This is a genomic window from Erwinia oleae (assembly GCF_000770305.1).
Lineage (GTDB): Bacteria > Pseudomonadota > Gammaproteobacteria > Enterobacterales > Enterobacteriaceae > Erwinia > Erwinia oleae.
The window spans coordinates 27,281-51,069 of record NZ_JNVB01000021.1 but is presented as its reverse complement, the minus strand read 5'-3'; the positions used below and the strand labels follow the sequence as shown (position 1 = coordinate 51,069).

Annotated in this window: 17 protein-coding genes, 1 rRNA gene and 1 riboswitch; of the genes, 11 read left to right on the top strand and 7 right to left on the bottom strand. The window is 56.6% G+C overall.

Translation table 11 applies throughout. The features are described 5' to 3' along the window. Positions 1-59: 59 nt before the first annotated feature. A 5S ribosomal RNA gene (gene rrf / locus GS12_RS09030) occupies positions 60-175 on the top strand. 78 nt (positions 176-253) lie between these two features. On the opposite strand, the gene GS12_RS09025 is transcribed toward rrf, so the two are convergent. From GS12_RS09025 to GS12_RS09015, 3 genes are read right to left on the bottom strand one after another with little or no spacing between them, the layout of a single operon-like run. Next, positions 254-1,945, bottom strand: a complete 1,692-nt coding sequence (locus tag GS12_RS09025; protein WP_034946102.1) for a M28 family metallopeptidase — start codon at positions 1,943-1,945, stop codon at positions 254-256. Next, positions 1,932-2,735 (bottom strand): transporter substrate-binding domain-containing protein, encoded by an 804-nt coding sequence (locus GS12_RS09020; RefSeq protein ID WP_034946099.1) that lies wholly within the window; start codon positions 2,733-2,735, stop codon positions 1,932-1,934. Before GS12_RS09020 ends, GS12_RS09025 begins: the two co-directional genes overlap by 14 nt. A 3-nt stretch (positions 2,736-2,738) precedes the next feature. Then, complete coding sequence (locus GS12_RS09015) at positions 2,739-3,929, bottom strand: M20 family metallopeptidase (RefSeq protein WP_034946096.1); 1,191 nt, start codon at positions 3,927-3,929, stop codon at positions 2,739-2,741. Positions 3,930-4,084: 155 nt separating this feature from the next. On the opposite strand from GS12_RS09015, the gene GS12_RS09010 reads away from it, so the two are divergent. Beyond that, positions 4,085-4,933, top strand: coding sequence for a LysR family transcriptional regulator (locus GS12_RS09010; protein ID WP_034946093.1), 849 nt, complete (start codon positions 4,085-4,087; stop codon positions 4,931-4,933). A 110-nt stretch (positions 4,934-5,043) separates the two neighbouring features. Further along, positions 5,044-5,973 (top strand): homoserine O-acetyltransferase MetA, encoded by a 930-nt coding sequence (gene metA / locus GS12_RS09005; protein ID WP_034911400.1) that lies wholly within the window; start codon positions 5,044-5,046, stop codon positions 5,971-5,973. A gap of 10 nt (positions 5,974-5,983) precedes the next feature. Here the strand turns inward: metA and edd are convergent, their stop codons facing one another. Then, positions 5,984-7,804, bottom strand: a complete 1,821-nt coding sequence (gene edd, locus GS12_RS09000; RefSeq protein ID WP_034946090.1) for a phosphogluconate dehydratase — start codon at positions 7,802-7,804, stop codon at positions 5,984-5,986. A gap of 275 nt (positions 7,805-8,079) precedes the next feature. Between edd and metH the strand changes: the two genes are divergently transcribed. Together metH and GS12_RS08990 are read left to right on the top strand one after the other, a co-directional pair. Further along, a complete protein-coding gene (metH, locus tag GS12_RS08995) occupies positions 8,080-11,754 on the top strand; it encodes a methionine synthase (RefSeq protein WP_407637854.1) in 3,675 nt (1,224 codons plus the stop codon). Positions 11,755-11,932: 178 nt separating this feature from the next. After that, positions 11,933-13,558, top strand: coding sequence for a Na/Pi cotransporter family protein (locus GS12_RS08990; RefSeq protein WP_034911407.1), 1,626 nt, complete (start codon positions 11,933-11,935; stop codon positions 13,556-13,558). Between the two features lie 44 nt (positions 13,559-13,602). Here the strand turns inward: GS12_RS08990 and panS are convergent, their stop codons facing one another. From panS to lysC, 3 genes are all read right to left on the bottom strand, one after another. After that, the gene (gene panS, locus GS12_RS08985; protein ID WP_034946084.1) at positions 13,603-14,520 is read right to left on the bottom strand and encodes a ketopantoate/pantoate/pantothenate transporter PanS; all 918 of its coding nucleotides are present in this window, start codon (positions 14,518-14,520) and stop codon (positions 13,603-13,605) included. A 163-nt stretch (positions 14,521-14,683) separates the two neighbouring features. Then, entirely contained in the window at positions 14,684-15,379 is a 696-nt protein-coding gene (aqpZ, locus tag GS12_RS08980; protein WP_162473387.1) for an aquaporin Z, read from the bottom strand. Positions 15,380-15,450: 71 nt separating this feature from the next. Further along, positions 15,451-16,824 (bottom strand): lysine-sensitive aspartokinase 3, encoded by a 1,374-nt coding sequence (lysC, locus tag GS12_RS08975; RefSeq protein ID WP_034946078.1) that lies wholly within the window; start codon positions 16,822-16,824, stop codon positions 15,451-15,453. 93 nt (positions 16,825-16,917) lie between these two features. Next, a riboswitch (Lysine riboswitch) is annotated at positions 16,918-17,153 on the bottom strand. A gap of 112 nt (positions 17,154-17,265) precedes the next feature. Here lysC and GS12_RS08970 point away from each other — a divergent pair. The 6 genes from GS12_RS08970 to GS12_RS08945 all read left to right on the top strand — a co-directional run bounded on the left by GS12_RS08970 (position 17,266) and on the right by GS12_RS08945 (position 23,704). Continuing rightward, a complete protein-coding gene (locus GS12_RS08970; RefSeq protein WP_034946075.1) occupies positions 17,266-17,607 on the top strand; it encodes a hypothetical protein in 342 nt (113 codons plus the stop codon). Continuing rightward, on the top strand, positions 17,594-19,243 hold the full coding sequence (gene pgi / locus GS12_RS08965; protein ID WP_034946073.1) for a glucose-6-phosphate isomerase: 1,650 nt from the start codon (positions 17,594-17,596) through the stop codon (positions 19,241-19,243). The genes GS12_RS08970 and pgi overlap by 14 nt, the downstream gene beginning before the upstream one ends. Before the next feature lie 655 nt (positions 19,244-19,898). Continuing rightward, positions 19,899-20,144 (top strand): exopolysaccharide production protein YjbE, encoded by a 246-nt coding sequence (yjbE, locus tag GS12_RS08960; protein ID WP_034911420.1) that lies wholly within the window; start codon positions 19,899-19,901, stop codon positions 20,142-20,144. Between the two features lie 76 nt (positions 20,145-20,220). After that, positions 20,221-20,868: a YjbF family lipoprotein gene (locus GS12_RS08955; protein WP_034946070.1), complete on the top strand. Its 648-nt coding sequence runs from the start codon at positions 20,221-20,223 to the stop codon at positions 20,866-20,868. Beyond that, a complete protein-coding gene (locus GS12_RS08950) occupies positions 20,865-21,614 on the top strand; it encodes a capsule biosynthesis GfcC family protein (RefSeq protein WP_034946067.1) in 750 nt (249 codons plus the stop codon). Before GS12_RS08955 ends, GS12_RS08950 begins: the two co-directional genes overlap by 4 nt. Then, positions 21,614-23,704: a YjbH domain-containing protein gene (locus GS12_RS08945; protein ID WP_034946064.1), complete on the top strand. Its 2,091-nt coding sequence runs from the start codon at positions 21,614-21,616 to the stop codon at positions 23,702-23,704. Before GS12_RS08950 ends, GS12_RS08945 begins: the two co-directional genes overlap by 1 nt. Positions 23,705-23,789: the final 85 nt, after the last annotated feature.

Here is a 23,789-nt window from a genome sequence, read left to right as displayed (position 1 = left end):
TCTGGTGGTAATGAGAGACGAAAAAGAATTTTCAGCGGAGTTCCGGATAACAGAATTTGCCTGGCGGCTTTAGCGCGGTGGTCCCACCTGACCCCATGCCGAACTCAGAAGTGAAACGCCGTAGCGCCGATGGTAGTGTGGGGTCTCCCCATGCGAGAGTAGGGAACTGCCAGGCATCATACAGACGGAAAAGCCTCATGCGAAAGCATGAGGCTTTTTTCGTTTATGCATCGCCAGGACATATTACACCGGTTCAACTTTTCAGCGTCTCAAGCAGCGCACTACTTTGCGATAACAGCGAAAGCGTCCGGTCACGTTGGCGGGTAAACTGCGTCGTCATCATCAGAAAAGCGCGCGCGGAAGAGTTCTGCTGCAACTGACCACGTAAAACCTGCAAGCCGGGCCATGCGCCGCCGCGATAACTACGATCGTAATGAAAATCATCAGTAGAGATATAGCGAACGCGGTGCCAGAGCGCTATCGCCTGACCAATCACTTGCCGGCCCACTTCACTGTTTTCCCAGGTTATTTCCTGCAACTGGCACCGCAGCGCGAGCAGCGCTTCTTTGATTGTGCTTAGCGCAAACTGAGGATCCAATTCATTCTGTAACCCATCCAGTTCAGAGAGAAGCTGCGTCAGATAGCTGTCGGGGGCATACGGCAGCGCATCCTTACCCAGCATATGGCTCAGCCAGGCAATATGGATCTGCGTATCGCGCCAGAGCAGATCGTTGTCCACTTTGTCACGCGTATCGGCTTCAGTATGCCACCACCATCCCCCACCGCTGCCGGGAGAGTGACTGCTTTTTACTTCAGGCTCTTCGCGAAAAGCGATATGCAGCGGGATACCGCAGCCCCAAAAGGATTGATCGCCGCCTTTACCCGGCGGCGTAATGCGTTTTGCCGGAAAACCCGTCACATCATATACCGCCTGGTGAAGAAAGCCGTGTGCCTCCGCGCCGCTGGCGTTGATGACGATCCGGGTTGCGTCGCGGCAGCCTGGCGAGTCGACGTTAATGTGCGCCACGCACTTTTGCTGCAAAAGCTGACGATAACGGTCGGCATACCATGTGGAGCCGCCGTAGCGCGCATTGGAGTGGCCGGGCCACCATGCGATACGTAATCCGCGTTTGAGCGACGCGCGCTGGCTGAAAAAATGCGCCGCAACGGCCAGACAGAGCGCATTGCCGGTTGCATTATCCGTCAGCCCTTCATGCCAGGAATCGTAGTGTGAAGAAAGCAACACAAACTCATCGCGCTCGCCTGGGATCTCGACCACCGGCAGACTACACTGCGCGACATGCTCATGAAGTTCCGTGGTCATACGTGCCGTCGCGTCGCCCGCCTGCTGCGTTAACATTTCCAGCAGTTCTTGTCCCTGAGCCTGATTCACAGAAATGACCGGGATGGTCGGATAGAGTTGCTCGTCGTCAGGCACCGGTGTTCCCCATACCGGTCCGACCGTTTCTTCGTGCAGTGCCTCCTCAGCCGAGCCCCAGATGTGTATCAAGCCCAGCGCACCGGCACGATTCAGCCGCTGCACATAGTCTTCGAAACCCTGATCGGCAATAACGATTTTCCCCTTCACCGATGCCTCCCAACGGGCGCGATCCCTGTCGGCGATCTCCTCAAGCGAACGCTTATCGTAAAAAAGCGCGCCCGACACGCCATCCGGACAATGAGCGGAAAACGAGCGTGTTTTCACCTTGCCTGTCCAGAGAGGAAAGTCCATCAGTTCAAGCGATGCAGCCAGCGGATCGCTGAGAAAAAGCGTACACCGCTCCCGCACCGGCGTCATACCCAGCGCGGAGAGCCGCTGTAACAGTTGGTCAGCGGCTTGCTCGGCATCCTGACAGCCGGAGAGGCGATGCAATGGTTCAAAATCATCAAGCAGCGCATTCATCAGCGGACGCAAAGCATGCGCATCCGGCTCATTTAGCGGCATTATGCGTCTCCGCAGGCTCAACTTTCATCTTTATATCGCCAAAGTAATGTTGCTTGATTTTTTCCCAGGTGCCGTCGGCCATGATTTTCGCCAGGCCTTTATTCAGCATTTCCTGCGTCTTTTTGTCTTCCTTGCGCACGCCCCAGGCGGAACCAATACTGAATAACACGTCGTCGCGAACTTCAGGGCCGGTCAGCGCAAAGTCTTTGCCCTCCGGCTTTTGCAGGAAGCCAAACGTCACGGCCACAGAAGGGCTGAGTGCGGCATCAAGCCGTCCCGCCACCAAATCCTGATAGATAGCGTCCTGATCGGGATAGGGTCTTACTTCGACGCCCTTTGGTGCCCAGAATTTTTTTGCATACATCTCCTGAATCGTTCCCTGTTGGACAGCAACATTCTTACCCTTCAGGGACTCAGGTGTGGGCTGAAGCGGCGTGCTTTTGCGTGCGACGAGGTGAGTCGGGATATGGTAAATAAAGTCGCTGAAGCCAATCGATTTTCTGCGCTTTTCCGTGGCGCCAAGCGGTGAAATGAAATCGACCTTTTTCGCCAGCAGCGACGGGATTTCCGCATCAAAACTGCTGACCACATACTCGCATTTCACATCAATCGCTTTGCAGACGGCGTTAGTAATATCGATTTCAAAACCGGTCGGCGTGCCGTTAACATCACGGGACTGGAACGGCGGATAAGAGAGATCGGCGCCGACGCGCAGCGTCTCGCCTGCGGCCAGCGCAGAGGTGCTGCCGAGCGCCAGCGTAACCAGCAGGGTAAGGGGGAATCTGTTCATCGATTATCTCCGGTCTGACTGCCATTGAGTGAATTCATGTTTTACCGCTGCCAGCGTCGCCGCATCGGTGCATAACTCCCACGTCGTCAGTGCCAGCGCATTAGCGGCAACGAGCATGGTATCCAGCGCCGTGTCCGAGCCTGCCGCTGCGGCAAATTCAGGCGTATGCGGCGTTACGTCGCCAATGCGCAAATAGGGATGGATGACGGCGGTAAGCTGGCTGACGTTGCCGATATCGGACGAGCCAACGCCACCGCTGACCGGTGGCGCTTCATGCTCTACGCCAAGCAGAGCCAGATTCCGCGTAAAGCTGGCGGCAAGCGCCAGATTGTTATTACGTTCGGCGTAAATCAGCCCCTGGTCGATCTCAAGACGTGCTCCGGTCATTTCAGCAGCACCTCGCGCGGCGGCATACACTTTTTGCCGCACGGCTTCCAGGCCGCCTACGGTGGCGGCGCGCAGAATAAACTTTGCCTCGGCGAAAGCAGGAATAATATTCGCCGCGCTGCCGCCGTGAGTGATGATGCCGTGCACGCGAACATCGTCGGTAAAAAGCTGACGCAGCGCATTGATACCGTTGAAAGTATGAATAACCGCGTCCAGCGCGCTGATGCCCTGCTGCGGCGCCGAAGCCGCATGCGCAGCTTTACCATAAAACCTGAATGTGGAGTCGTGGCAGGCCAGCGCGCCGCGTATCACCATATTTTTCTCGCGCGGATGGAACATCATCGCGGCATCCACGCCGTCAAAGATGCCCTGTTCGACCATAATGATTTTACCGCCGCCTTCTTCTTCGGCAGGGGTACCGATAACCTCAATACAGCCATTAAAAGGCAGATCTGCCGCCCTGAGCGCCAGCGCGGCGGCGACGGAAGCCGTGCCGATCAGGTTATGGCCGCAGGCATGGCCGAGTTCAGGTAGCGCGTCATATTCCGCCAGCAACGCGATAGTGGGGCCGCCGACCCCATTTTGCCAGCGGGCGCGAAAGGCGGTTTCAAGCCCGGCGATGCCGGTTTCAACCGTAAAGCCCGCCTCGCGTAGCGGCGCAGCGAGGGCGGCAGCAGAGCGATGCTCTTCAAAGCTGAGTTCAGGACACTGATGGATCGTTAGCGCCAGCGCGCGCATCTGACCGGCGATAGCCTCAGTGGCATAAATAATTTTATTCTTCTGCTCGCTGATGGTGCGTTCATCCATAAAGGGGCTCCGGTTTGGTGCAATTAACTGCCGTAAAAGCAGCGTGTTATACAGATATAGGCTTTTTGGACGCTGATTCCCAATTGAGCTTTTTTATCGCTTGCTTTGCATTACCAAAAAATATTTTATGGAAGGGGCAGCAGAGGCGGAGCACGATGAACGAAAAAGACTGGTTAATCATTCGGGCCGTGTGGCAATACAGAAATATTACCCGTGCGGCTGAGCAGCTTTTCACCTCGCAACCAGCGCTCAGCTATCGGCTGAAGCAAATTGAGCGCAAGCTGAGTATTCGGCTGTTTGAACAGGGCGGACGTGGGCTGACGTTTACAGCACAGGGACGCTATCTGGCGCAGCATGCAGAGATCGTACTTGAGCAGCACCGACAGCTGAAGACCACCTTGCAGAGCCTGACATCGCCCCAGCAGGGCGAGTTGCGGATTGGTGCGACCAGCAACTATGCGGCTTACCGCCTGCCGGATCGGCTGACTGCCCTGAACCGTCGCCACCCTGGCATTGACGTTAATCTGATCAGCGGGCTGAGTGAAGAGATGTTTTCCAGCCTGCAACGCCATGAGGTGCATCTGGCGATCGTGAAAGACGACTACGGCTGGAAAGAGGGTAAAAAACTGATTGATGAGGATGATTACTACGTGATCAGCCGCCAGCCTGTTGAGCTGGCGCGTCTGCCGCAGTTGCCGCAAATCAATCTCAACCACGGCGGCCATATTACCGAACTGATTGAGCGCTGGTGGAATGCCAACTACGCCACGGCGCCACGCGTGGCAATGCGCGTGGATAAACTGGAGGTCTGCCTGGCGATGGTGGAAAAGGGATTAGGCTACGCCATCGTGTCCAGCTATCAGCCGCTGCCTGCTTCGCTGGCGCGCACGCCGATTGTTTTCAATGGCGCGGCGGTGAAAAGCCGCACCTGGCTGCTCTATCGTCACACCGGCGTGGACGCCGCCGTCACGCTTCCTTTCGTCGATCTATTTGATGCTGTCTGAGATGAAATATTTTCAACAGCCGGATGAGTTCTCGACAACGCGCGGACATCACGTTATCTTTGGCTGTCTGGATGTCTAAACGTATAAATGGTTAGTTGAGGAAGCAGATAATGCCAATCAGGGTGCCCGATGAATTACCCGCAGTAAATTTTTTGCGTAACGAAAATGTCTTTGTGATGACCTCGACGCGTGCCCGCACGCAGGAAATTCGTCCGCTAAAAGTGCTGGTACTGAATCTGATGCCAAAAAAAATTGAAACCGAAAATCAGTTTTTACGGCTGCTTTCCAACTCGCCCTTACAGATAGATATCCAGCTTCTACGTATCGACAGCCGTGAGTCGCGCAATACGCCGATGGAGCACCTGAACAACTTCTACTGTAATTTTGATGACATTCAGCATGATAACTTCGATGGACTGATTGTCACCGGCGCGCCGCTGGGGTTAGTGGATTTTAACGACGTGGCCTACTGGCCGCAGATCCAGCGCGTTCTGCACTGGGCAAAGGAACATGTTACGTCAACGCTTTTTGTCTGTTGGGCGGTACAGGCGGCGCTGAACATTCTTTATGGTATTCCCAAGCAAACGCGGGAAACCAAGCTCTCAGGCGTTTATGAACATAAAATCCTGCATCCTCATGCGCTGCTGACGCGGGGCTTTGATGATACGTTTCTTGCGCCGCATTCACGCTACGCCGATTTTCCCTCTCATCTGTTACGTGATTATACGGATCTGGAAATTTTTGCGGAATCCGAAGACACCGGCGCTTACCTGTTTGCCAGTAAAGACAAGCGGCTGGCGTTTGTCACCGGCCATCCTGAATATGACGCGCTGACGCTGTCCGGTGAATACCATCGTGACTATGAAGCCGGTCTGAATCCTGAGGTGCCCTGTAACTATTTTCCACAGGACAACCCGGAGCTGCCGCCGCGCGCAAGCTGGCGCAGCCACGGCAATCTGCTCTTTTCAAACTGGCTGAACTATTACGTTTATCAGATCACGCCGTTTGACCTGCGCCATATGAATCCAACGCTTGAATAAAAGCGTCTCCTCAAAAGGGAATAGAGCAGGCGCCCTGTTCGGCACCGGACAGCTGGCTGCGAAGCGCGGCAAACAGCTCGCGGCCACAGCCGATATGTTCTGCGCGTAAATCCGGCCGATACGCCTCACGCGCCGCCAGCGTCAGCGGATCGATCAGCACGCTCAGTTCGCCGCTGCGTCCATCAACCCGTATCGGATCGCCATTACGAATTTTCGCCAGCATGCCGCCGGCGCAGGCTTCTGGCGTCACATGAATGGCCGAAGGAACCTTGCCAGAGGCGCCGGAAAGGCGGCCATCGGTCACCAGAGCCACATTGAAACCACGATCCATCAACACGCCCAGCGGCGGCATCAGCTTGTGCAGCTCCGGCATGCCGTTGGCCTGCGGACCCTGAAAACGCACCACGATCACGCAATCCTTATCCAGCTCTCCCGCGTCAAAGGCAGGCTGCACATCGTGCTGGCTGTCGAACACCACGGCGGGCGCTTCGATAATCTGATTATTAACAGGCACGGCAGAGGTTTTCATTACCGCGCGGCCCAGATTGCCGGACATCACTTTTGTGCCGCCATGAGGTGCAAACGGTCGGGCGACGCAGGCAATAACGCCATCGTCCAGCGATGCGTCGGCACCTTCGCGCCACGCCAGCTCGCCGTTATTCAGCCAGGGTTCCCGGGTGTAACGATGCAGGCCGAAACCGGCTACGGTGTTCACGTCTTCATGCAGCAGGCCATGACTGAGCAGCTCGCGCACCACCAGCGGCACGCCGCCCGCCGCCTGAAACTGATTGATATCCGCCGGGCCGTTTGGATAGATGCGACACAGCAACGGTACCGCTTCAGAAAGATCGGAGAAGTCGTCCCAGTTGATGATGATGCCCGCCGCGCGCGCCATCGCCACCAGATGCATGGTCAGGTTAGTTGAACCGCCGGTCGCCAGCAGCGCCACAATGCCGTTGACCACCACTTTCTCATCCACTAACCGGCCGAGCGGCATCGCGTTCCCGGCGGTTTCGGTCAGGCGGGTGATCTGCCGTGCCGCCGCATCGGTAAGCGCCTCGCGCAGGGGAGAGTCAGGATGAACGAACGAGGCGCCCGGCAGATGCAAACCCATCACCTCCATCACCATCTGGTTGCTGTTGGCAGTACCATAAAACGTGCAGGTGCCGATGCTGTGATAAGAGGCGGATTCAGCCTCCAGCAGCGCCTGACGATCAACTTTGCCTTCCGTGTAGAGCTGACGGACGCGCACCTTCTCTTTATTCGGCAGGCCGCTGCTCATGGGGCCCGCCGGCACAAACAGCGCAGGCAGATGGCCAAACGACAGCGCCGACATCATCAGGCCGGGAACAATTTTATCGCAGATCCCCAAATAGAGCGCCCCGTCGAACATATTGTGAGAAAGGCCCACGGCGGCGGACATGGCGATAATATCGCGGCTCATCAGCGACAGCTCCATGCCGTCCTGCCCCTGCGTCACGCCATCACACATTGCAGGCACGCCGCCGGCCACCTGACCCACCGCGCCCACCTGCTTAAGCGCGCGCTTCAGCTTTTCGGGATAATTTTCATAAGGTTGATGTGCCGAGAGCATATCGTTGTAGGCGGTAATAATGGCGATATCACTGCGCACCATATTTTTCAGCATCGCTTTGTCATCGGGCTGGCAGGCGGCAAAGCCGTGAGCCAGATTTCCGCAGGCGAGCCGGGCGCGATGTACCGTTCGCGCGCGGGCGGCCTCAATACGCGCGAGGTAATCGTGGCGCGTGGCGGTGGAGCGGTCAATAATGCGCCGGGTAACGGCATCTAAAGTGGCGTTGAGAGTGCTCATGCGGAGGCTTCCTGTAGCTGATGCCGCACTGCCCGGGCGATCGCCTGCGCTGACGGCTGAGAGAGTTTTTTGTTACCGGTAACATTGTTATGCTAATTTCGTTCGTCCGCAATAAAAACCGCCGGACATTGCGCCCATCTGTGATCTTCCTCAACGTTTTACCGCGAATCGGCACGGTAAAAACGGCGCGTCTGTCATCGCTTTGAGCAGGGCAAAAGTTGTGCCAGTATGGATGTCGGGCGTTTTGGCCACAGGATGACGTGAAAGAGGCAAGTGTGAAATTATCAGCAATTCGACAGCAGCTCGGGCAGCGTATTATGGTGCTGGATGGCGGTATGGGCACCATGATCCAGAGCTATCGCCTGGAAGAAAAGGATTTTCGCGGTGAACGCTTTGCCGACTGGCAAAGTGATTTAAAAGGGAACAACGATTTGCTGGTGTTGACCCGGCCCGATGTGATTAGCGAGATCCACAACGCCTATCTGGCCGCCGGGGCAGACATTCTTGAAACCAACACCTTCAACGCCACGGCCATTGCGATGGCCGATTACCATATGGAATCGCTTTCGGCGGAGATCAACCTCTCGGCGGCGAAGCTGGCCCGCGCCTGCGCCGATGAATGGACCGCGCGCACGCCGGACAGGCCGCGCTACGTGGCCGGCGTGCTTGGCCCCACCAATCGCACCTGCTCAATCTCGCCAGACGTGAACGATCCCGCTTTCCGCAACGTCACTTTTAATCAGCTGGTTGAGGCCTACCGCGAATCCACCCGCGCGCTGGTTGAGGGCGGTGCGGATATCATCATGATCGAAACCGTTTTCGACACGCTCAACGCCAAAGCGGCGATCTTTGCCGTGCAGAGCGAATTCGACGCGCTCGGCATTGAGCTGCCGCTGATGATCTCCGGCACCATTACCGATGCTTCCGGCCGCACGCTTTCCGGCCAGACTACCGAAGCCTTCTACAATTCGCTGCGCCACGCCCGGCCGCTCTCCTTTGGTCTGAACTGCGCGCTCGGCCCGGACGAGCTTCGCCAGTACGTGGCGGAACTGTCGCGTATTGCTGAAGGTTACGTCACCGCGCATCCAAACGCCGGGCTGCCGAATGCCTTTGGTGAGTACGATCTGGACGCGCGGGTGATGGCGGAGCAGATTGGCGAGTGGGCGCAGGCGGGGTTTCTCAATATCGTTGGCGGCTGCTGCGGCACCACGCCTGAGCACATTGCGGCCATGGCGAAAGCGGTGGAAGGCGTTGCGCCGCGTCCGCTGCCTGACATCCCGATCGCCTGCCGCCTGTCTGGCCTGGAGCCGCTGACGATAAGTGCGGAGTCGCTGTTCGTCAACGTTGGCGAGCGGACTAACGTCACCGGTTCGGCAAAATTTAAGCGCCTGATTAAAGAGGAGAAATATAACGAAGCGCTTGAGGTTGCACTGCAACAGGTGGAAAGCGGCGCACAGATTATTGATATCAATATGGACGAAGGAATGCTTGACGCTGAAGCGGCGATGGTGCGATTCCTGAATTTGATTGCGGGCGAGCCGGATATCGCACGCGTGCCGATCATGATCGACTCCTCAAAGTGGGAAGTCATCGAGAAGGGTTTACAGTGCATTCAGGGCAAAGGGATCGTTAACTCCATTTCGATGAAAGAGGGCGTGGACACCTTTATTGATCACGCGCGGTTGGTGCGACGCTATGGCGCGGCGATGGTGGTGATGGCCTTTGACGAAGTGGGGCAGGCCGACACGCGCGAGCGTAAAATCGAAATCTGTCGTCGTGCTTATCAGATTCTGACTGAAGAAGTGGGTTTCCCGCCTGAAGATATTATTTTTGATCCCAACATTTTTGCTGTCGCCACCGGTATCGACGAACACAACAACTATGCGATGGATTTTATCGGTGCCTGCGAAGACATCAAGCGCGAACTGCCTTATGCGATGATCTCCGGCGGTGTGTCAAACGTCTCTTTTTCGTTTCGCGGCAACGACGCGGTACGCGAAGCGATCCACGCGGTGTTCCTTTACTACGCCATTCGCAACGGCATGGATATGGGGATCGTCAACGCCGGACAACTGGCTATTTACGACGATCTGGATGCGGATCTGAAACAGGCGGTTGAGGATGTGATCCTTAACCGCAGGCCTGATGGCACCGATCGTCTGCTGGCGCTGGCGGAAAAATATCGCGGCAACAAAGGCGACGACAGCGCGAAGCCGCAGGCGGAATGGCGCAGCTGGCAGGTGGAAAAACGGCTGGAATATTCGCTGGTGAAAGGCATCACCGAATTCATCGAAGAGGACACGGAAGCCGCGCGACAGAACGCAAGCCGACCCATCGAAGTCATTGAAGGGCCGCTGATGGCAGGTATGAACGTGGTCGGCGACCTGTTTGGCGAAGGAAAAATGTTTCTGCCGCAGGTGGTTAAATCCGCCCGCGTGATGAAGCAGGCGGTGGCGTACCTGGAACCTTACATTCAGGCCAGCAAGGAGAAAGGCAGCACCAACGGCAGGATTGTGCTGGCGACCGTCAAGGGGGACGTGCACGACATTGGCAAAAACATCGTCGGCGTGGTGTTGCAGTGTAATAACTACGAAATCATCGACTTAGGCGTGATGGTGCCGGGCGATAAAATTCTTAAAACCGCGCGGGAGCACAACGCCGATATCATCGGGCTTTCCGGCCTGATCACGCCCTCGCTTGATGAAATGGTCAGCGTGGCGAAAGAGATGGAGCGCCAGGGCTTTACGCTGCCGCTGCTGATCGGCGGCGCCACCACCTCCAAAGCGCACACGGCGGTGAAAATCGAGCAGAACTACAGCGGCCCGACGGTTTACGTGCAGAACGCCTCACGCACCGTTGGCGTGGTTTCGGCGCTGCTCTCAGCCACGCAATATGACGACTTTGTCGCACGCACCCGCAAAGAGTACGAAACCGTCCGTATTCAGCATGCGCGTAAAAAGCCGCGAACGCCGCCGGTCACGCTTCAGGCCGCGCGGGACAATGATCTGGCGTTTGACTGGGAAACCTACACGCCGCCTGCGCCTCACCGAACGGGCGTGAGCGAAGTGAGCGCTAACATCGAAACCCTGCGTCACTATATCGACTGGACGCCGTTCTTTATGACATGGTCGCTGGCAGGGAAGTATCCACGCATTCTGGAAGATGAAATTGTTGGCGAAGAAGCGAAGCGCCTGTTTGCCGATGCCAACGCAATGTTAGACGAGTTGAGCGCAAAGCAGTCACTCACACCACGCGGCGTCGTGGGTATCTTTCCGGCAAATCGCGTGGAGGATGATATTGAAATCTACACCGACGCGTCCCGTCAGCATGTTTTAGAAGTGAGTCATCACTTACGTCAGCAAACTGAAAAAACGGGGTTTGCTAACTATTGCCTGGCCGACTTCATCGCACCGAAGTCCAGCCGCAAAGCCGATTATCTGGGCGCGTTCGCCGTCACTGGTGGTCTTGAGGAGGATGCGCTGGCCGACGCCTTTGACGCGCAGCATGATGATTACAATAAAATCATGGTAAAAGCGCTGGCCGATCGTCTTGCTGAAGCGTTTGCAGAATATCTCCATGCGCGGGTGCGCAAGGTCATCTGGGGTTATGCGGCGACGGAAAATCTCAGCAACGAGGCGCTGATCCGCGAAAACTATCAGGGAATTCGCCCGGCACCCGGTTATCCGGCCTGCCCGGAGCATACTGAAAAATCGACCATCTGGGCGCTGCTGGACGTGGAAAAGCATACCGGCATGAAGCTGACCGAATCCTTCGCGATGTGGCCAGGCGCCTCCGTTTCTGGCTGGTATTTCAGTCATCCGGACAGTAAGTACTTCGCTGTTGCGCAGCTTCAGCGCGATCAGATAGAAGATTACGCCGCGCGCAAAGGGATGACGGTCAGTGACGTGGAGCGCTGGCTGGCGCCCAACCTCGGTTACGATGCGGATTAGTTAACCGCAGGACGCGTGCTGTTGACGCGTCCTGCGAGCCCTGTCGCTGATAAACGTTGACGATGCTTCGTAATATATCGCGCTGATTCAACACATTTTTTTCACAGGACGGCTAAACTTAATGCGTCGGGCGTTAACCCGAAGCTTTTTTCGTTTTTGTGTTATGAGGTCGATATCATTGTTAACCCTGCTTAATTTACTTTCCGCCGTGGCGTTGCTGGTCTGGGGAACGCATATCGTGCGTACCGGGATCATGCGGGTTTACGGCGCCGATCTGCGGCGCGTGCTGAGCCGCAGCGTAGCGAAAAAGCCGATGGCGTTCGTTGCCGGTATTGGCGTTACCGCGCTGGTACAGAGCAGTAACGCCACCACGCTGCTGGTGACTTCATTTGTCGCGCAGGAGCTGGTAGGCCTGACGCCGGCGCTGGTGATTATTCTTGGCGCTGACGTCGGCACCGCGCTGATGGCGCGGTTACTTACCTTCGATCTCTCCTGGCTCTCACCGCTGCTGATCTTTTTTGGCGTGGTGTTCTTTTTAGGGCGTAAACAGACCCGTGCCGGACAGATTGGCCGCGCCAGCATCGGTCTGGGGCTGATTCTGCTGGCATTGCAGCTGATTGTCGCCGCCGCCACGCCGATCACTCAGGCGGCAGGCGTGAAAGTCCTGTTCTCCTCGCTGACCGGCGATGTGACGATGGATGCGCTGATCGGCGCCGTCTTTGCGATTGTCAGCTACTCCAGCCTGGCGGCAGTGCTGCTGACCGCCACGCTGACCGCCACCGGCGTCATCTCATTCAAGGTCGCACTCTGTCTGGTGATTGGTGCCAACCTCGGCAGCGGCCTGCTGGCGATGCTGAATAACAGCACCTCCAACGCCGCCGGAAAACGCGTGGCGCTCGGCAGCCTGCTGTTTAAATTTATCGGTTCGGTGGCAGTATTGCCGTTTATCGATCCGCTGGCCGACTGGCTGCATAAACTTCCGGTAAATGAAGAAGAGCTGGTTATTTTCTTCCACGTTTTCTACAACCTGATCCGCTGTCTGATCCTGGTGCCGTTTGCCGACCCGATGGCGCGTCTGTGTCGCCGTCTGATTGGCGAAGAGCCGCAGACCGAGCTGCGTATGAAGCCACGGCATCTGGACAGCAGCGCGCTGGACACGCCCGCGCTGGCATTAGTCAACGCGTCGCGCGAAACGCTGCGTATGGGCGACGTGCTGGAGCAGATGCTGGGCGCGTTCAGCAAAGTAATGCACGGCGAAGTGCGGCAAGAGCGTGAAGTTCGCAAGCTGGATGATGACGTGGATGTGCTGTATACCGCCATCAAGCTCTATCTTGCGCAGATGCCGAAAGAGGATCTGCCCGAAGAGGATTCGCGTCGCTGGGCGGAAATCATTGAGATGGCGCTGAACCTGGAGATGGCGGGCGATATTCTTGAGCGCATGAGCGGCGACGTCGCCGACAAATCGCTCAATGCGCGGCGGCCTTTCTCTGTTGACGGGCTTGCCGAGCTGGATACGCTGATGGAGCAGCTCACCGGTAACCTGCGGCTGGCGCTTTCGGTGTTTTTGTCGCAGGACATGGCCAGCGCGAAGCGGCTGCGCCGCAGCAAGCACCGTTTCCGCATCACCAATCGTCGCTACTCGCATAAACATGTCGATCGCCTGCATCAGCAAAATGTGCAGAGCATCGAAACCAGCTCGTTGCACCTTGGCCTGCTCGGCGACATGAAGCGGCTGAATTCGCTGTTCTGCGCGGTCGCCTACAGCGTGCTTGAGCAGCCGGAAGACGAGCGCGAAGCAGAATAGAACGCCGTGCTTCCCCGCGTATCCATTGCGGGGAAGCGCATCAGCTACTTCTTCTTAACCGGCTTACCGGACCAGTAGCCTGCCAGCAGTGAGCCGGAAAGGTTGTGCCAGACGGAGAATAGCGCGCCGGGCAGCGCGGCCAGCGGTGAGAAGTAGAGCTTGCCGAGGGTGGCGGCCAGCCCGGAGTTTTGCATGCCCACCTCCAGCGCCAGCGTGCGGCAGGTTGACTCATCGAAGCCAAACAGCTTGCCGCCCCAGTAGCCGCCCAACAGGCCAATCGCGTTGTGCAGTATCACCGCAGCAATCACCACCAGCCCCACCGATCCGATAAAGCCCTGGCTGCCCGCTACTACCGCGCTGATGATCAGCAGAATGCAGACCATGGAGAACGCCGGAAGATACGGCTCCACGCGTTTTACCAGACCGTTCAGGGTGTGATGAACAATCAGGCCGATGCCAATCGGCACTACCACGATTTTCACAATGCTGAGCAGCATACCCACCACATCCACTTCAACATGGGTATCAACGTAGAGACGGGTCAGCAGCGGCGTGGCAAATACGCCCACCAGCGCGGACACGGAAGAGATGGTGACCGACAGCGCCACATCGCCTTTCGCCAGATAGATCATTACGTTAGATGCGGTGCCACTGGCCACGCTGCCCACCAGGATCATTCCCGCAGCGAGATCGGGCGGCATATGGAACAGCTTCGCCAGCGCCCAGGCAGCCAGCGGCATCACCAGGTAGTGCAAGAACGTGCCGGCGATAACCGGCGCGGGGCGGATCAGCACGCGTTTAAAATCGTTAATATTCAGCGTAACGCCCATGCCGAACATGATCAGCATCAGCAGATATGAAACCCACGGGCCAATGCCGAGGAAGATACCAGGTGAAAAGTAAGCAGCAACAGAGAGCAGAACCGCCCACAGCGGGAACAGTCGGGTAACGGTGGCGAGCATAGCCAGACTTCCTTATAAGATGTTGTGTTTTTTTGTGCAGGATTTGCCATAAACGTCGCTTTTCCCGGAACGGGAGAAAAGCGAAAAGGATCATAACATCGAACAGTGGGAAAATAACCGGAAAGCTGGCGAAGCGCGGCGGCTCCGCCAGATAAAGAGGGATTTAGTCTTTTTGCGCCAGCAGGAAACGATAAATCAGGCTGCCCGCGACGGCACCCACAACCGGCATCAGCCAGAACATCCATAGCTGTTCGATGGCCCAACTTCCCTGGAATATCGCCACGGCTGTACTGCGCGCAGGATTGACAGAGGTATTGGTCACCGGAATGGAAATCAGATGGATAAGCGTCAGCGCCAGACCAATCGCGATCGGCGCGAAACCTGCCGGTGCGCGTTTTTCCGTCGCGCCGTGAATGATAATCAGGAAGATGCCGCTCAGCACTGCCTCAATAACCATGCCCGCCAGCAGTGAGAACCCGCCGGGCGAATGCTCGCCAAAGCCGTTGGAGGCAAAGCCGCTGGCTGCCGCATCAAACGATCCCTGGCCGCTGGCGATGATATAAAGCACGCCGCCCGCCGCGATGCCGCCCATCACCTGGATGAAAATGTAGCCAAAGGTCAGGCTTGCGGGGAAACGTCCGCCGGCCCACAGGCCAATAGTGACCGCCGGGTTAAAATGGCCGCCTGAAATATGCCCGACCGCGTAGGCCATGGTCAGCACCGACAGACCAAACGCCAGCGCGACGCCCGCAAAACCAATACCCAGTTCCGGGTACGCTGCCGCCAGCACGGCGCTGCCGCAACCGCCCAGCACCAAAACAAACGTTCCTACAAATTCAGCCGCTAATCTGCGCATGATGTCCTCACAATCCTTATGATTAAAGGAGGGTGATTATCGTCATGCGCTCCCTGAACACAATCATAAAAATTCTAATTACCGGCGTTGCCCTGTTCGAACAGATTGCGATGCAGCGCCTGTACCACCGGTTCCGCATCCTGGCCAGGGACCAGGAAACAGAGGTTGTGGCTGCTGGCGCCGTAGCAGATCAGGCGCAGGTTAAACGGCTCAAGCACGCCGAACACTTCCTTGCCCACGCCGCATGCCTGCGACAGGTTATTACCAATCAGCGCCACCAGCGCCAGGTTCTCTTCAACCTCTACGCGGCACAGTGACGACAGCTCGGTCAGCAGCGCCTGGGTCAGCAGGCTGTCGCCTGTCGAGGTCGATCCGGTGGTATCCAGCGTCAGCGCAACGCTCACCTCGGAGGTGGTGATAAGGTCGACCGAAATATTGTGGCGCGCCAGAATATTGAATACCTCGGCCAGAAAGCCCCGCGCATGCAGCATATTGAGGCTGTGCAGCGTCAGCAGGGTTTGCTTACGTCTGAGCGCCAGCGCGCGAAACAGCGGCGGATTTTCCGTTTCGTTACAGACGCGCGTGCCGCCTGCCGATGGCGTGCGGCTGGAGCCGACAAAAACCGGAATATCGCTACGCACCGCAGGCAGCAGCGTAGCCGGATGCAGCACTTTAGCGCCAAATGTCGCCATCTCGGCGGCTTCTTCAAAGGTGATTTCATCAATGCGCTGCGCAGAAGGCACCACGCGCGGATCGGTGGTGTAAATGCCGGGAACGTCAGTCCAGATATCAATACGGCTGGCGTTCAGCGCTTCACCGAGCAGCGCGGCAGTATAGTCGCTGCCGCCGCGTCCAAGCGTGGTGGTGCGACCTTTCGCTTCGCTGGCAATAAAACCCTGGGTGACGATCAGCGCATTTTGCAGGCGCGGCGCCAGTTGCTGTCTGGTCAGTTCAGCGAGCGCGGCAGCGTCCGGCTCTGCCCGCCCGAAGCGATCGTTAGTGCGCATCACTTTACGTACGTCGAACCATTCGGCGACAACATCACGCTGGCGCAGGATCTCAACAAAAAGCAGGGTGGACATCAGTTCGCCGTGGCTGACCAGTTCATCGGTCAGGGCGGCGGAAGTGGCCAGCGCGGCAGCCTCGGACAGCATGGTGATATTTTCCAGCATGCGGTCGATTTCATCGCGAATGACGTCGGGCTGCGCGAGCCGATCAACGATGGCGTACTGGATGCGGCGTACTTCGTCCAACAGGAAGGCGCGATGCGTCTGCTCCTGGCCTTCCGCCAGCGAAACCAGCAGGTTTGTGACGCCCGCAGAGGCGGAAAGCACCACCAGACGAACGTGGGGATCGGCCAGCACCACGTCGGCGCTGCGGTTCATAGCGCTAAAATCGGCAACGCTGGTGCCGCCAAATTTTGCCACGATTAAAGGGTGTTGCGACATGTCTTAACATACCTCGTGTCAGGTTAGATTCCATCAGCCTTGGCACAAGGAAAGAGCAGAAACGGGGCAGACGTAGAAAGGGATAACTACGAGTCACCCAGAAGCGCCCCACCTTGTATACCCATTTATCCACCGCGTAACGGCATGATAATCAGGGTACGGACGTCCGACTGCCGAACGTGCCGGGTGACAACCCAGAGGATTCAGCCCCTGTAGCCGATGCGCGCCACTCCGCATGGTTTGCATCTCGGCGTCGCTCCCCCTGATGTGTTTTCTACGGATTCGGTTCCTCCAACACACTGCCTGGGCGACGCGCCTCTTCTGGCTTGCGCATCAAATGCGCAAATAGCTGACCACAAATAGCGTTTTCCGGCTGCGCTGTCAATCACTGCCGGGCGATACGCGCTATTTTGCCGGTTAACAGCAGGAAGCGGGCTAATCGTGACCCAGGACAATGCCGAAAAAACGGCGCCGGAAAATAATCGTTTCTGCGCGCTGTCTGCGCTGCTCGTCTGGCGAACGCATGCTGGCTACGTCAATAAGCAGGCTGCGCGCGCGGCCTCGCCGCATAAATTTTTTCCTATAAGCGTGAAGAATAGTCATACTGAAACGCTGAGCGGCAATCCCGCTATCCCTTTAAACATTGCGAGTACCGGCGCCCTGGCTGATAGTTGCGGCCTGTTGCAGGAAAAGGAAAGCGAAACGCTTGCAGCGAGTAATATGGCGTCCGGTCTGAATGACGGTTTCCAAATAGAAAGAGTATGTTGCTATGAAAAATATTAATCCGACGCAAACCGCTGCCTGGCAAGCTTTGCAGCAGCATTTCGACCAGATGAAAGATGTCACCATCGCGGAGCTGTTCGCCAAAGACAACAACCGTTTTGCGAACTTCTCCGCTACTTTCGACGATCTGATGCTGGTGGATTTTTCGAAAAACCGCGTGACGGCTGAAACGCTTAACAAGCTTCAGGCGCTGGCGAAAGAAACCGACCTCGCAGGCGCGATTCAATCGATGTTTTCCGGCGAGAAAATTAACCGCACCGAAGATCGCGCCGTACTGCACATCGCACTGCGCAATCGCAGCAATACGCCGGTGAAGGTCGACGGCAAAGACGTGATGCCGGAAGTGAATGCCGTACTGGATAAGATGAAGGCGTTTTCTGAGCGCATTATCAGCGGCGAATGGAAAGGCTATACCGGCAAGCCGATTACTGACGTGGTGAACATTGGTATTGGCGGCTCGGATCTCGGCCCCTTTATGGTCACCGAAGCGCTGCGTCCGTATAAAAACCATCTCAATATGCACTTTGTCTCCAACGTTGACGGCACGCACATTGCGGAAGCGGTGAAGGATCTCAGTCCGGAAACCACGCTGTTCCTGGTTGCGTCCAAGACCTTTACCACTCAGGAAACCATGACCAACGCTCACAGCGCGCGTGACTGGTTCCTGAAAACGGCGGGTGATGAAAAGCACGTTGCTAAACACTTCGCCGCGCTGTCCACCAATGCCAAAGCCGTGGGCGATTTCGGCATCGATACCGCCAATATGTTCGAGTTCTGGGACTGGGTGGGCGGACGCTACTCGCTGTGGTCGGCAATTGGCCTGTCGATCATTCTGTCAATCGGCTTTGATAACTTCGAGCAGCTGCTGAGCGGCGCGCACGCGATGGATCAGCACTTTTCCACCGCGCCAGCCGAACAGAATTTGCCGGTGATCCTGGCGCTGATTGGTATCTGGTACAACAACTTCTTCGGCGCAGAAACGGAAGCGATTCTGCCTTACGATCAGTATATGCACCGCTTTGCCGCTTACTTCCAGCAGGGCAATATGGAATCTAACGGTAAAAACGTCGATCGTGACGGCAACCCGGTGACCTATCAAACCGGCCCGATAATCTGGGGCGAACCGGGCACCAACGGTCAGCACGCGTTCTATCAGCTGATTCATCAGGGCACCAAGCTGGTGCCGTGCGACTTTATCGCACCTGCGATCACTCATAACAAACTGGGCGATCATCATGACAAGCTGCTGTCGAACTTTTTCGCGCAAACTGAAGCGCTGGCGTTTGGTAAGTCGCGCGATGTGGTGGAAAAAGAGTTTGCCGATGCCGGAAAAGAGGTGAAATCTGTCGGGCACGTGGTGCCGTTTAAGGTGTTCGAAGGCAACCGCCCAACTAACTCCATCCTGCTGCGTGATATTACTCCTTACAGCCTTGGCGCGCTGATTGCGCTGTATGAGCACAAAATCTTCACGCAGGGCGCGATCCTCAACATCTTCACCTTCGATCAGTGGGGCGTTGAACTGGGTAAACAGTTAGCGAATCGTATTCTGCCTGAGCTGTCCGGCAGCGAGCAGGTCAACAGCCACGACAGTTCGACCAACGGCTTAATCAACCGTTATAAAAACTGGCGCGGTTAAGCGACGGCGTTTAGCTGCCTGTAAAAGGCGAACGTCAGGGCTGGCGGTTTCTCGCCGGCCCTTTTTAATAACGTTAGTCCGATCGCAGCGCTCAATGTAGATCCGTTTGATCCTGATCTGGCTCAGGGTTGACGAATCACAGCGGGGCGTCCCTTCCCGTATCGCCCGTCGGTTACCCCCGATCCCACGCTGGATAACCCATTATTTACCCCCATTTATTAATCAAGTTAACGGTCGAAGGCTAAGGAAATTCTTAAAAAACCGCAGGTTAACGGCTTTTTGATGACGGATAAATCTGAAATGCAAAAAAGCTTTCTGAAGCGGATTTATCTGCATCTGTCGGTAACTGATTGAAATACTAATAATTACTTCTTTACGTTCAGACGCAGCCGCAGAGCACAAAAAATCACATGCTAACGGCTATTAATAGCGGATGGCGCTAATTCTTCCTTCTTAGTCAGTTATAAATATCAATTTTTAAAATTATTCAGTTAAAAGTGGCCTGATACGGCTGAATTGTATTAATTTCATGCAGCGTAAACACGCCCGTTGCAGCCTCTCAGCGCCGCTGAATTCTGGTAATTTATTACTTTATACTGAAGCCGCCTGAAACCCTTCAGGCAGGTATCCATTCATTCATTGAAGGGAGAAAAGTATGAAAAAACTGTTATGGGCTGCTGCAACTCTGGCTTATCTGGCGGGCAGTTCCGCTGTGATGGCCGCGCCCGCAGAAGCTGGCGCAGCTGGCGCCTCTGCTGAATCGCTCTCATCGGGAACGACGACCGCAGTAGGTGTTGGCGCACTTGGCGCACTGGTAGGCGTTGCGCTGGCCGCAAGTAGCGGTGGTAATGGTTCTAATACCGGCACCACAACAACCACGACGACCAGTACTTCTCGCTAAGTACAAAACTTAATCATAACCACACGGTTGTGTGGTTATTTTTCGACATTGTCGGACTTTTCAGGGACACACACCCTTGCGCAATTTGTCACTGCTGTTGATTTGCCTGCTCCTCCAGGGCTGTACTCAAACACAAAAAGGTCTGGGAGAGACGGTTAAGCTTGCCCTGCTGGGGCCGGATGATGTTCAGGTTTCTGACGAGCAGGTAGAAAACCTTCCCTATGCCAGCATGTATCTGCGCCTGAACGACGGCCAGCGGATTTTTGTCGTGCTGGGCTTTGATGAAAACGGTCAGCAAAAATGGATCACGCGCGATAAAGCGATGGTGGTCACGCAGCATGGCCGACTGGTTAAAACCCTGGGGCTGGCAACCAACCTGACTGACGTGAGCAATCTCCAGCAGGACCCGCTCGGCAATCCGTTGCATCTTACCGAGGGCGCCAGCTGGACACGCCTGATTAGCTGGACAGAACAGGGCCAGTTCCACGCGGCTGCGGCGGTTTCTCACTTCACACGCACGGACGACGAGGTATTGACGCTGGCCGGAAAACGCGTGGCCTGCCGCGTGTGGCAGGAAGAGGTTGAGCTGACCGCCGACGGTAAGTCATGGACCAACACCTTCTGGGTGGATACCACCAACGGTCAGATTCGCCAGTCAATACAGCGCCCTGGCGGCAACGCCTTCACTATTGAAACCACTATTCTGAAGCCCGCGAAATCATGAAAAAAATAACGCTTCTTCTCGCAGGGATCCCGCTTTGCGCCTCACTGAGCGCGCATGCGCAAAGCCAGGTCACGGTCTATCTTCCCGGACAGACGGTGGTGGTCAGCAACGCGCAAAACCTGGCGCAGCTGGTGACGAATCCGGCACTGGCGGGCAAAACCTGGTGGCCCGGCACGGTGATCGCCGAAAGGCAGGCCACCGCCGTGGCGGTGCAGCAGCAACAGCAACTGCTGGCGCGCCTGAAAGGCTGGAGCGCCGCGCTGCGGGCAGATAACGACGGTGAAAAAGCCGCACGGGTCGATAACATTTATCAGCAGGTCGCAGCGGTAAAAGTGACCGGCCGACAAACAGCGGATCTCGATCCGGATCGGGTACGCATACAGCCGCAGGCGAATCGTCGGCTGGAGGGTGAGTACGGCCTCTATACGTTAACCAAACCCACCACGCTGACGATGGCCGGTCTGCTCACTGACAGCGGCAAAACGTCCTGGCAGCCGGGGCGCAGCGTGCGGGATTATGTGAACGATCGCGAACGTCTGGCAGGCGCGGAGCGCAACAATGCGGTGCTGATCGCCCCTGACGGCAAGGTCAGCGAGGTGCCCATCGCGTACTGGAACCGCCGTCATGTTGAGCCTGAAGCGGGCAGCATTATTTACCTTGGCTTCTCTTCATGGTCGCTTCCCGGCGAGTATGCCGATCTTAACCAGCAGATTGTCTCTGTTCTGACGCACCGGATCCCTGAGTGATGAAAAAAACATATCTTTTCAGCCTGCTGGCTCTCTCTGTCGCCTGCGCATGTCAGGCCAGCGCGTCGGACAACGATCTGGTCGCGCCGTCACAATCGGATATGGGCGGCGTCGGCCTGCTTCAGGTGCCGACCGCGCGTATGGCGAAGGACGGCGAGTTCAGCCTCAACTATCGCTATAACGATCAGTACCGTTTCTACTCCTCTTCGGTACAGCTTTTCCCCTGGCTGGAAGCGACTATCCGTTACACCGACGTGAAAACCCGTCGCTACAGCGCCGATTCAAGCTTCAGCGGCAACCAGACCTATAAAGACAAAGCGTTCGATCTGAAGCTTCGCCTCTGGCAGGAAGGGTTCTGGCTGCCGGAAGTGTCGGTTGGCGCGCGCGACCTCGGCGGCACCGGCCTGTTCGACAGCGAATTCATCGCGGCCACCAAAGCATGGGGGCCATTTGACTTCACGCTGGGTATGGGCTTTGGCTATCTGGGCAACAGCGGCAACGTAAAAAACCCCTTCTGCCAGGCGGACAGCAGCTACTGTAATCGTTCCAACGGCAACGGCGAGGCGGGTTCTGTCAACGGCGACGACCTGTTTAAAGGACCGGCCTCTCTCTTTGGCGGTGTGGAGTACCAGACGCCGTGGCAGCCGCTGCGTCTGAAAGCGGAGTATGAAGGCAACGATTATCAGGGCGACTTTGCTGGCCGCCTGGAGCAGCGCAGTAAGGTTAACGTCGGCGCGATCTATCGCCTGACCGACTGGGCGGACGTGAATGTCAGCTACGAGCGCGGCAACACCTTTATGGCCGGTTTTACCCTGCGCACCAACTTTAACGAGTTGCGCTCTGCCGCCATTGATTCGCCAAAGCCCGCTTACAAACCGCAGCCGCAGGATCGCTTCCTTGAGCCGACCGTGGTGGCGAACCAGCTTACCGACCTGAAATACAATGCCGGCCTGAGCGGCCCGAACCTTCAGGTGAAAGGCAATACGCTTTACGCTACCGGGCAGCAGAGCAAATATCGTAATACGCAGGAAGGCGTCGATCGCGCGAACGTGATCATGATGAACAATCTTCCAGCGGATATTGATACGCTCAGCGTAACCGAAACCCGCAACAATATGCCGCAGGTCACCACCGTGACGCATGTCGACAGCCTGCGCCAGCAGTTGGAAGGCTATCCGCTGGGCAAAGAGAAGTCGCTCGATCAGCAGCGGGTTGAACCGCGCGATCCGGGCCGTACCGAACAGGGTTTCCATATCGCGCCGGATCGCTTCAACGCCAGCCTGTCGCCGGTGCTTAACCAGTCGGTCGGCGGCCCGGAAAGCTTCTACCTTTATCAGGTGGGCGTGATGGCGAACGCCAACTACTGGCTTACCGACCATCTGTTGTTAGATGGCAGCGTGTTTGCCAACATCGCCAACAACTACGATAAGTTTAACTACAACGGCGCACCGACTGACTCCTCGCTGCCGCGCGTGCGTACGCACATTCGCGACTACGTGGATAACAACGTTTACGTTAACAACCTGCAAGCCAACTACATGCATGCGCTGGGTAACGGCTTCTATGGTCAGGTCTACGGCGGCTATCTGGAAACCATGTACGGCGGCGTGGGCGGTGAAGTGCTTTATCGTCCGCTGGATGCTGACTGGGCCGTTGGCGTGGATGCTAACTACGTTAAGCGTCGCGACTGGGACAACATGATGCAGTTTGACAACTACGATGCGAAGGTGGGCAACCTGACCGCCTACTGGCATCCGTGGTTTATGAACGGCGTTCTGGTGAAAGCCAGCGTGGGGCAGTATCTGGCAGAAGACAAAGGGGCAACGGTGGACATCTCCCGTCGTTTCGACAGCGGTGTGATAGTGGGCGCTTACGCCACTAAGACCGACGTGTCCGCAGAAGAGTACGGCGAAGGCGACTTCACCAAAGGCTTCTACGTCTCTATTCCTATGGATCTGTTTACCGCTTCGCCAACGCGGGGTCGTGCGCAGGTCAACTGGACGCCGCTGACGCGTGACGGCGGTCAGATGCTGGGCCGTAAATATCAGCTCTACGACATGACCAGCGACAGGGATATCAACTACCGCTGATAACAACCGTACAGGGCAGATCGCCCGGTATCAATGATGAACGCCATCCTGCTCGCTGAGCGGATGGCGTTGTTGTTTCTGTTCC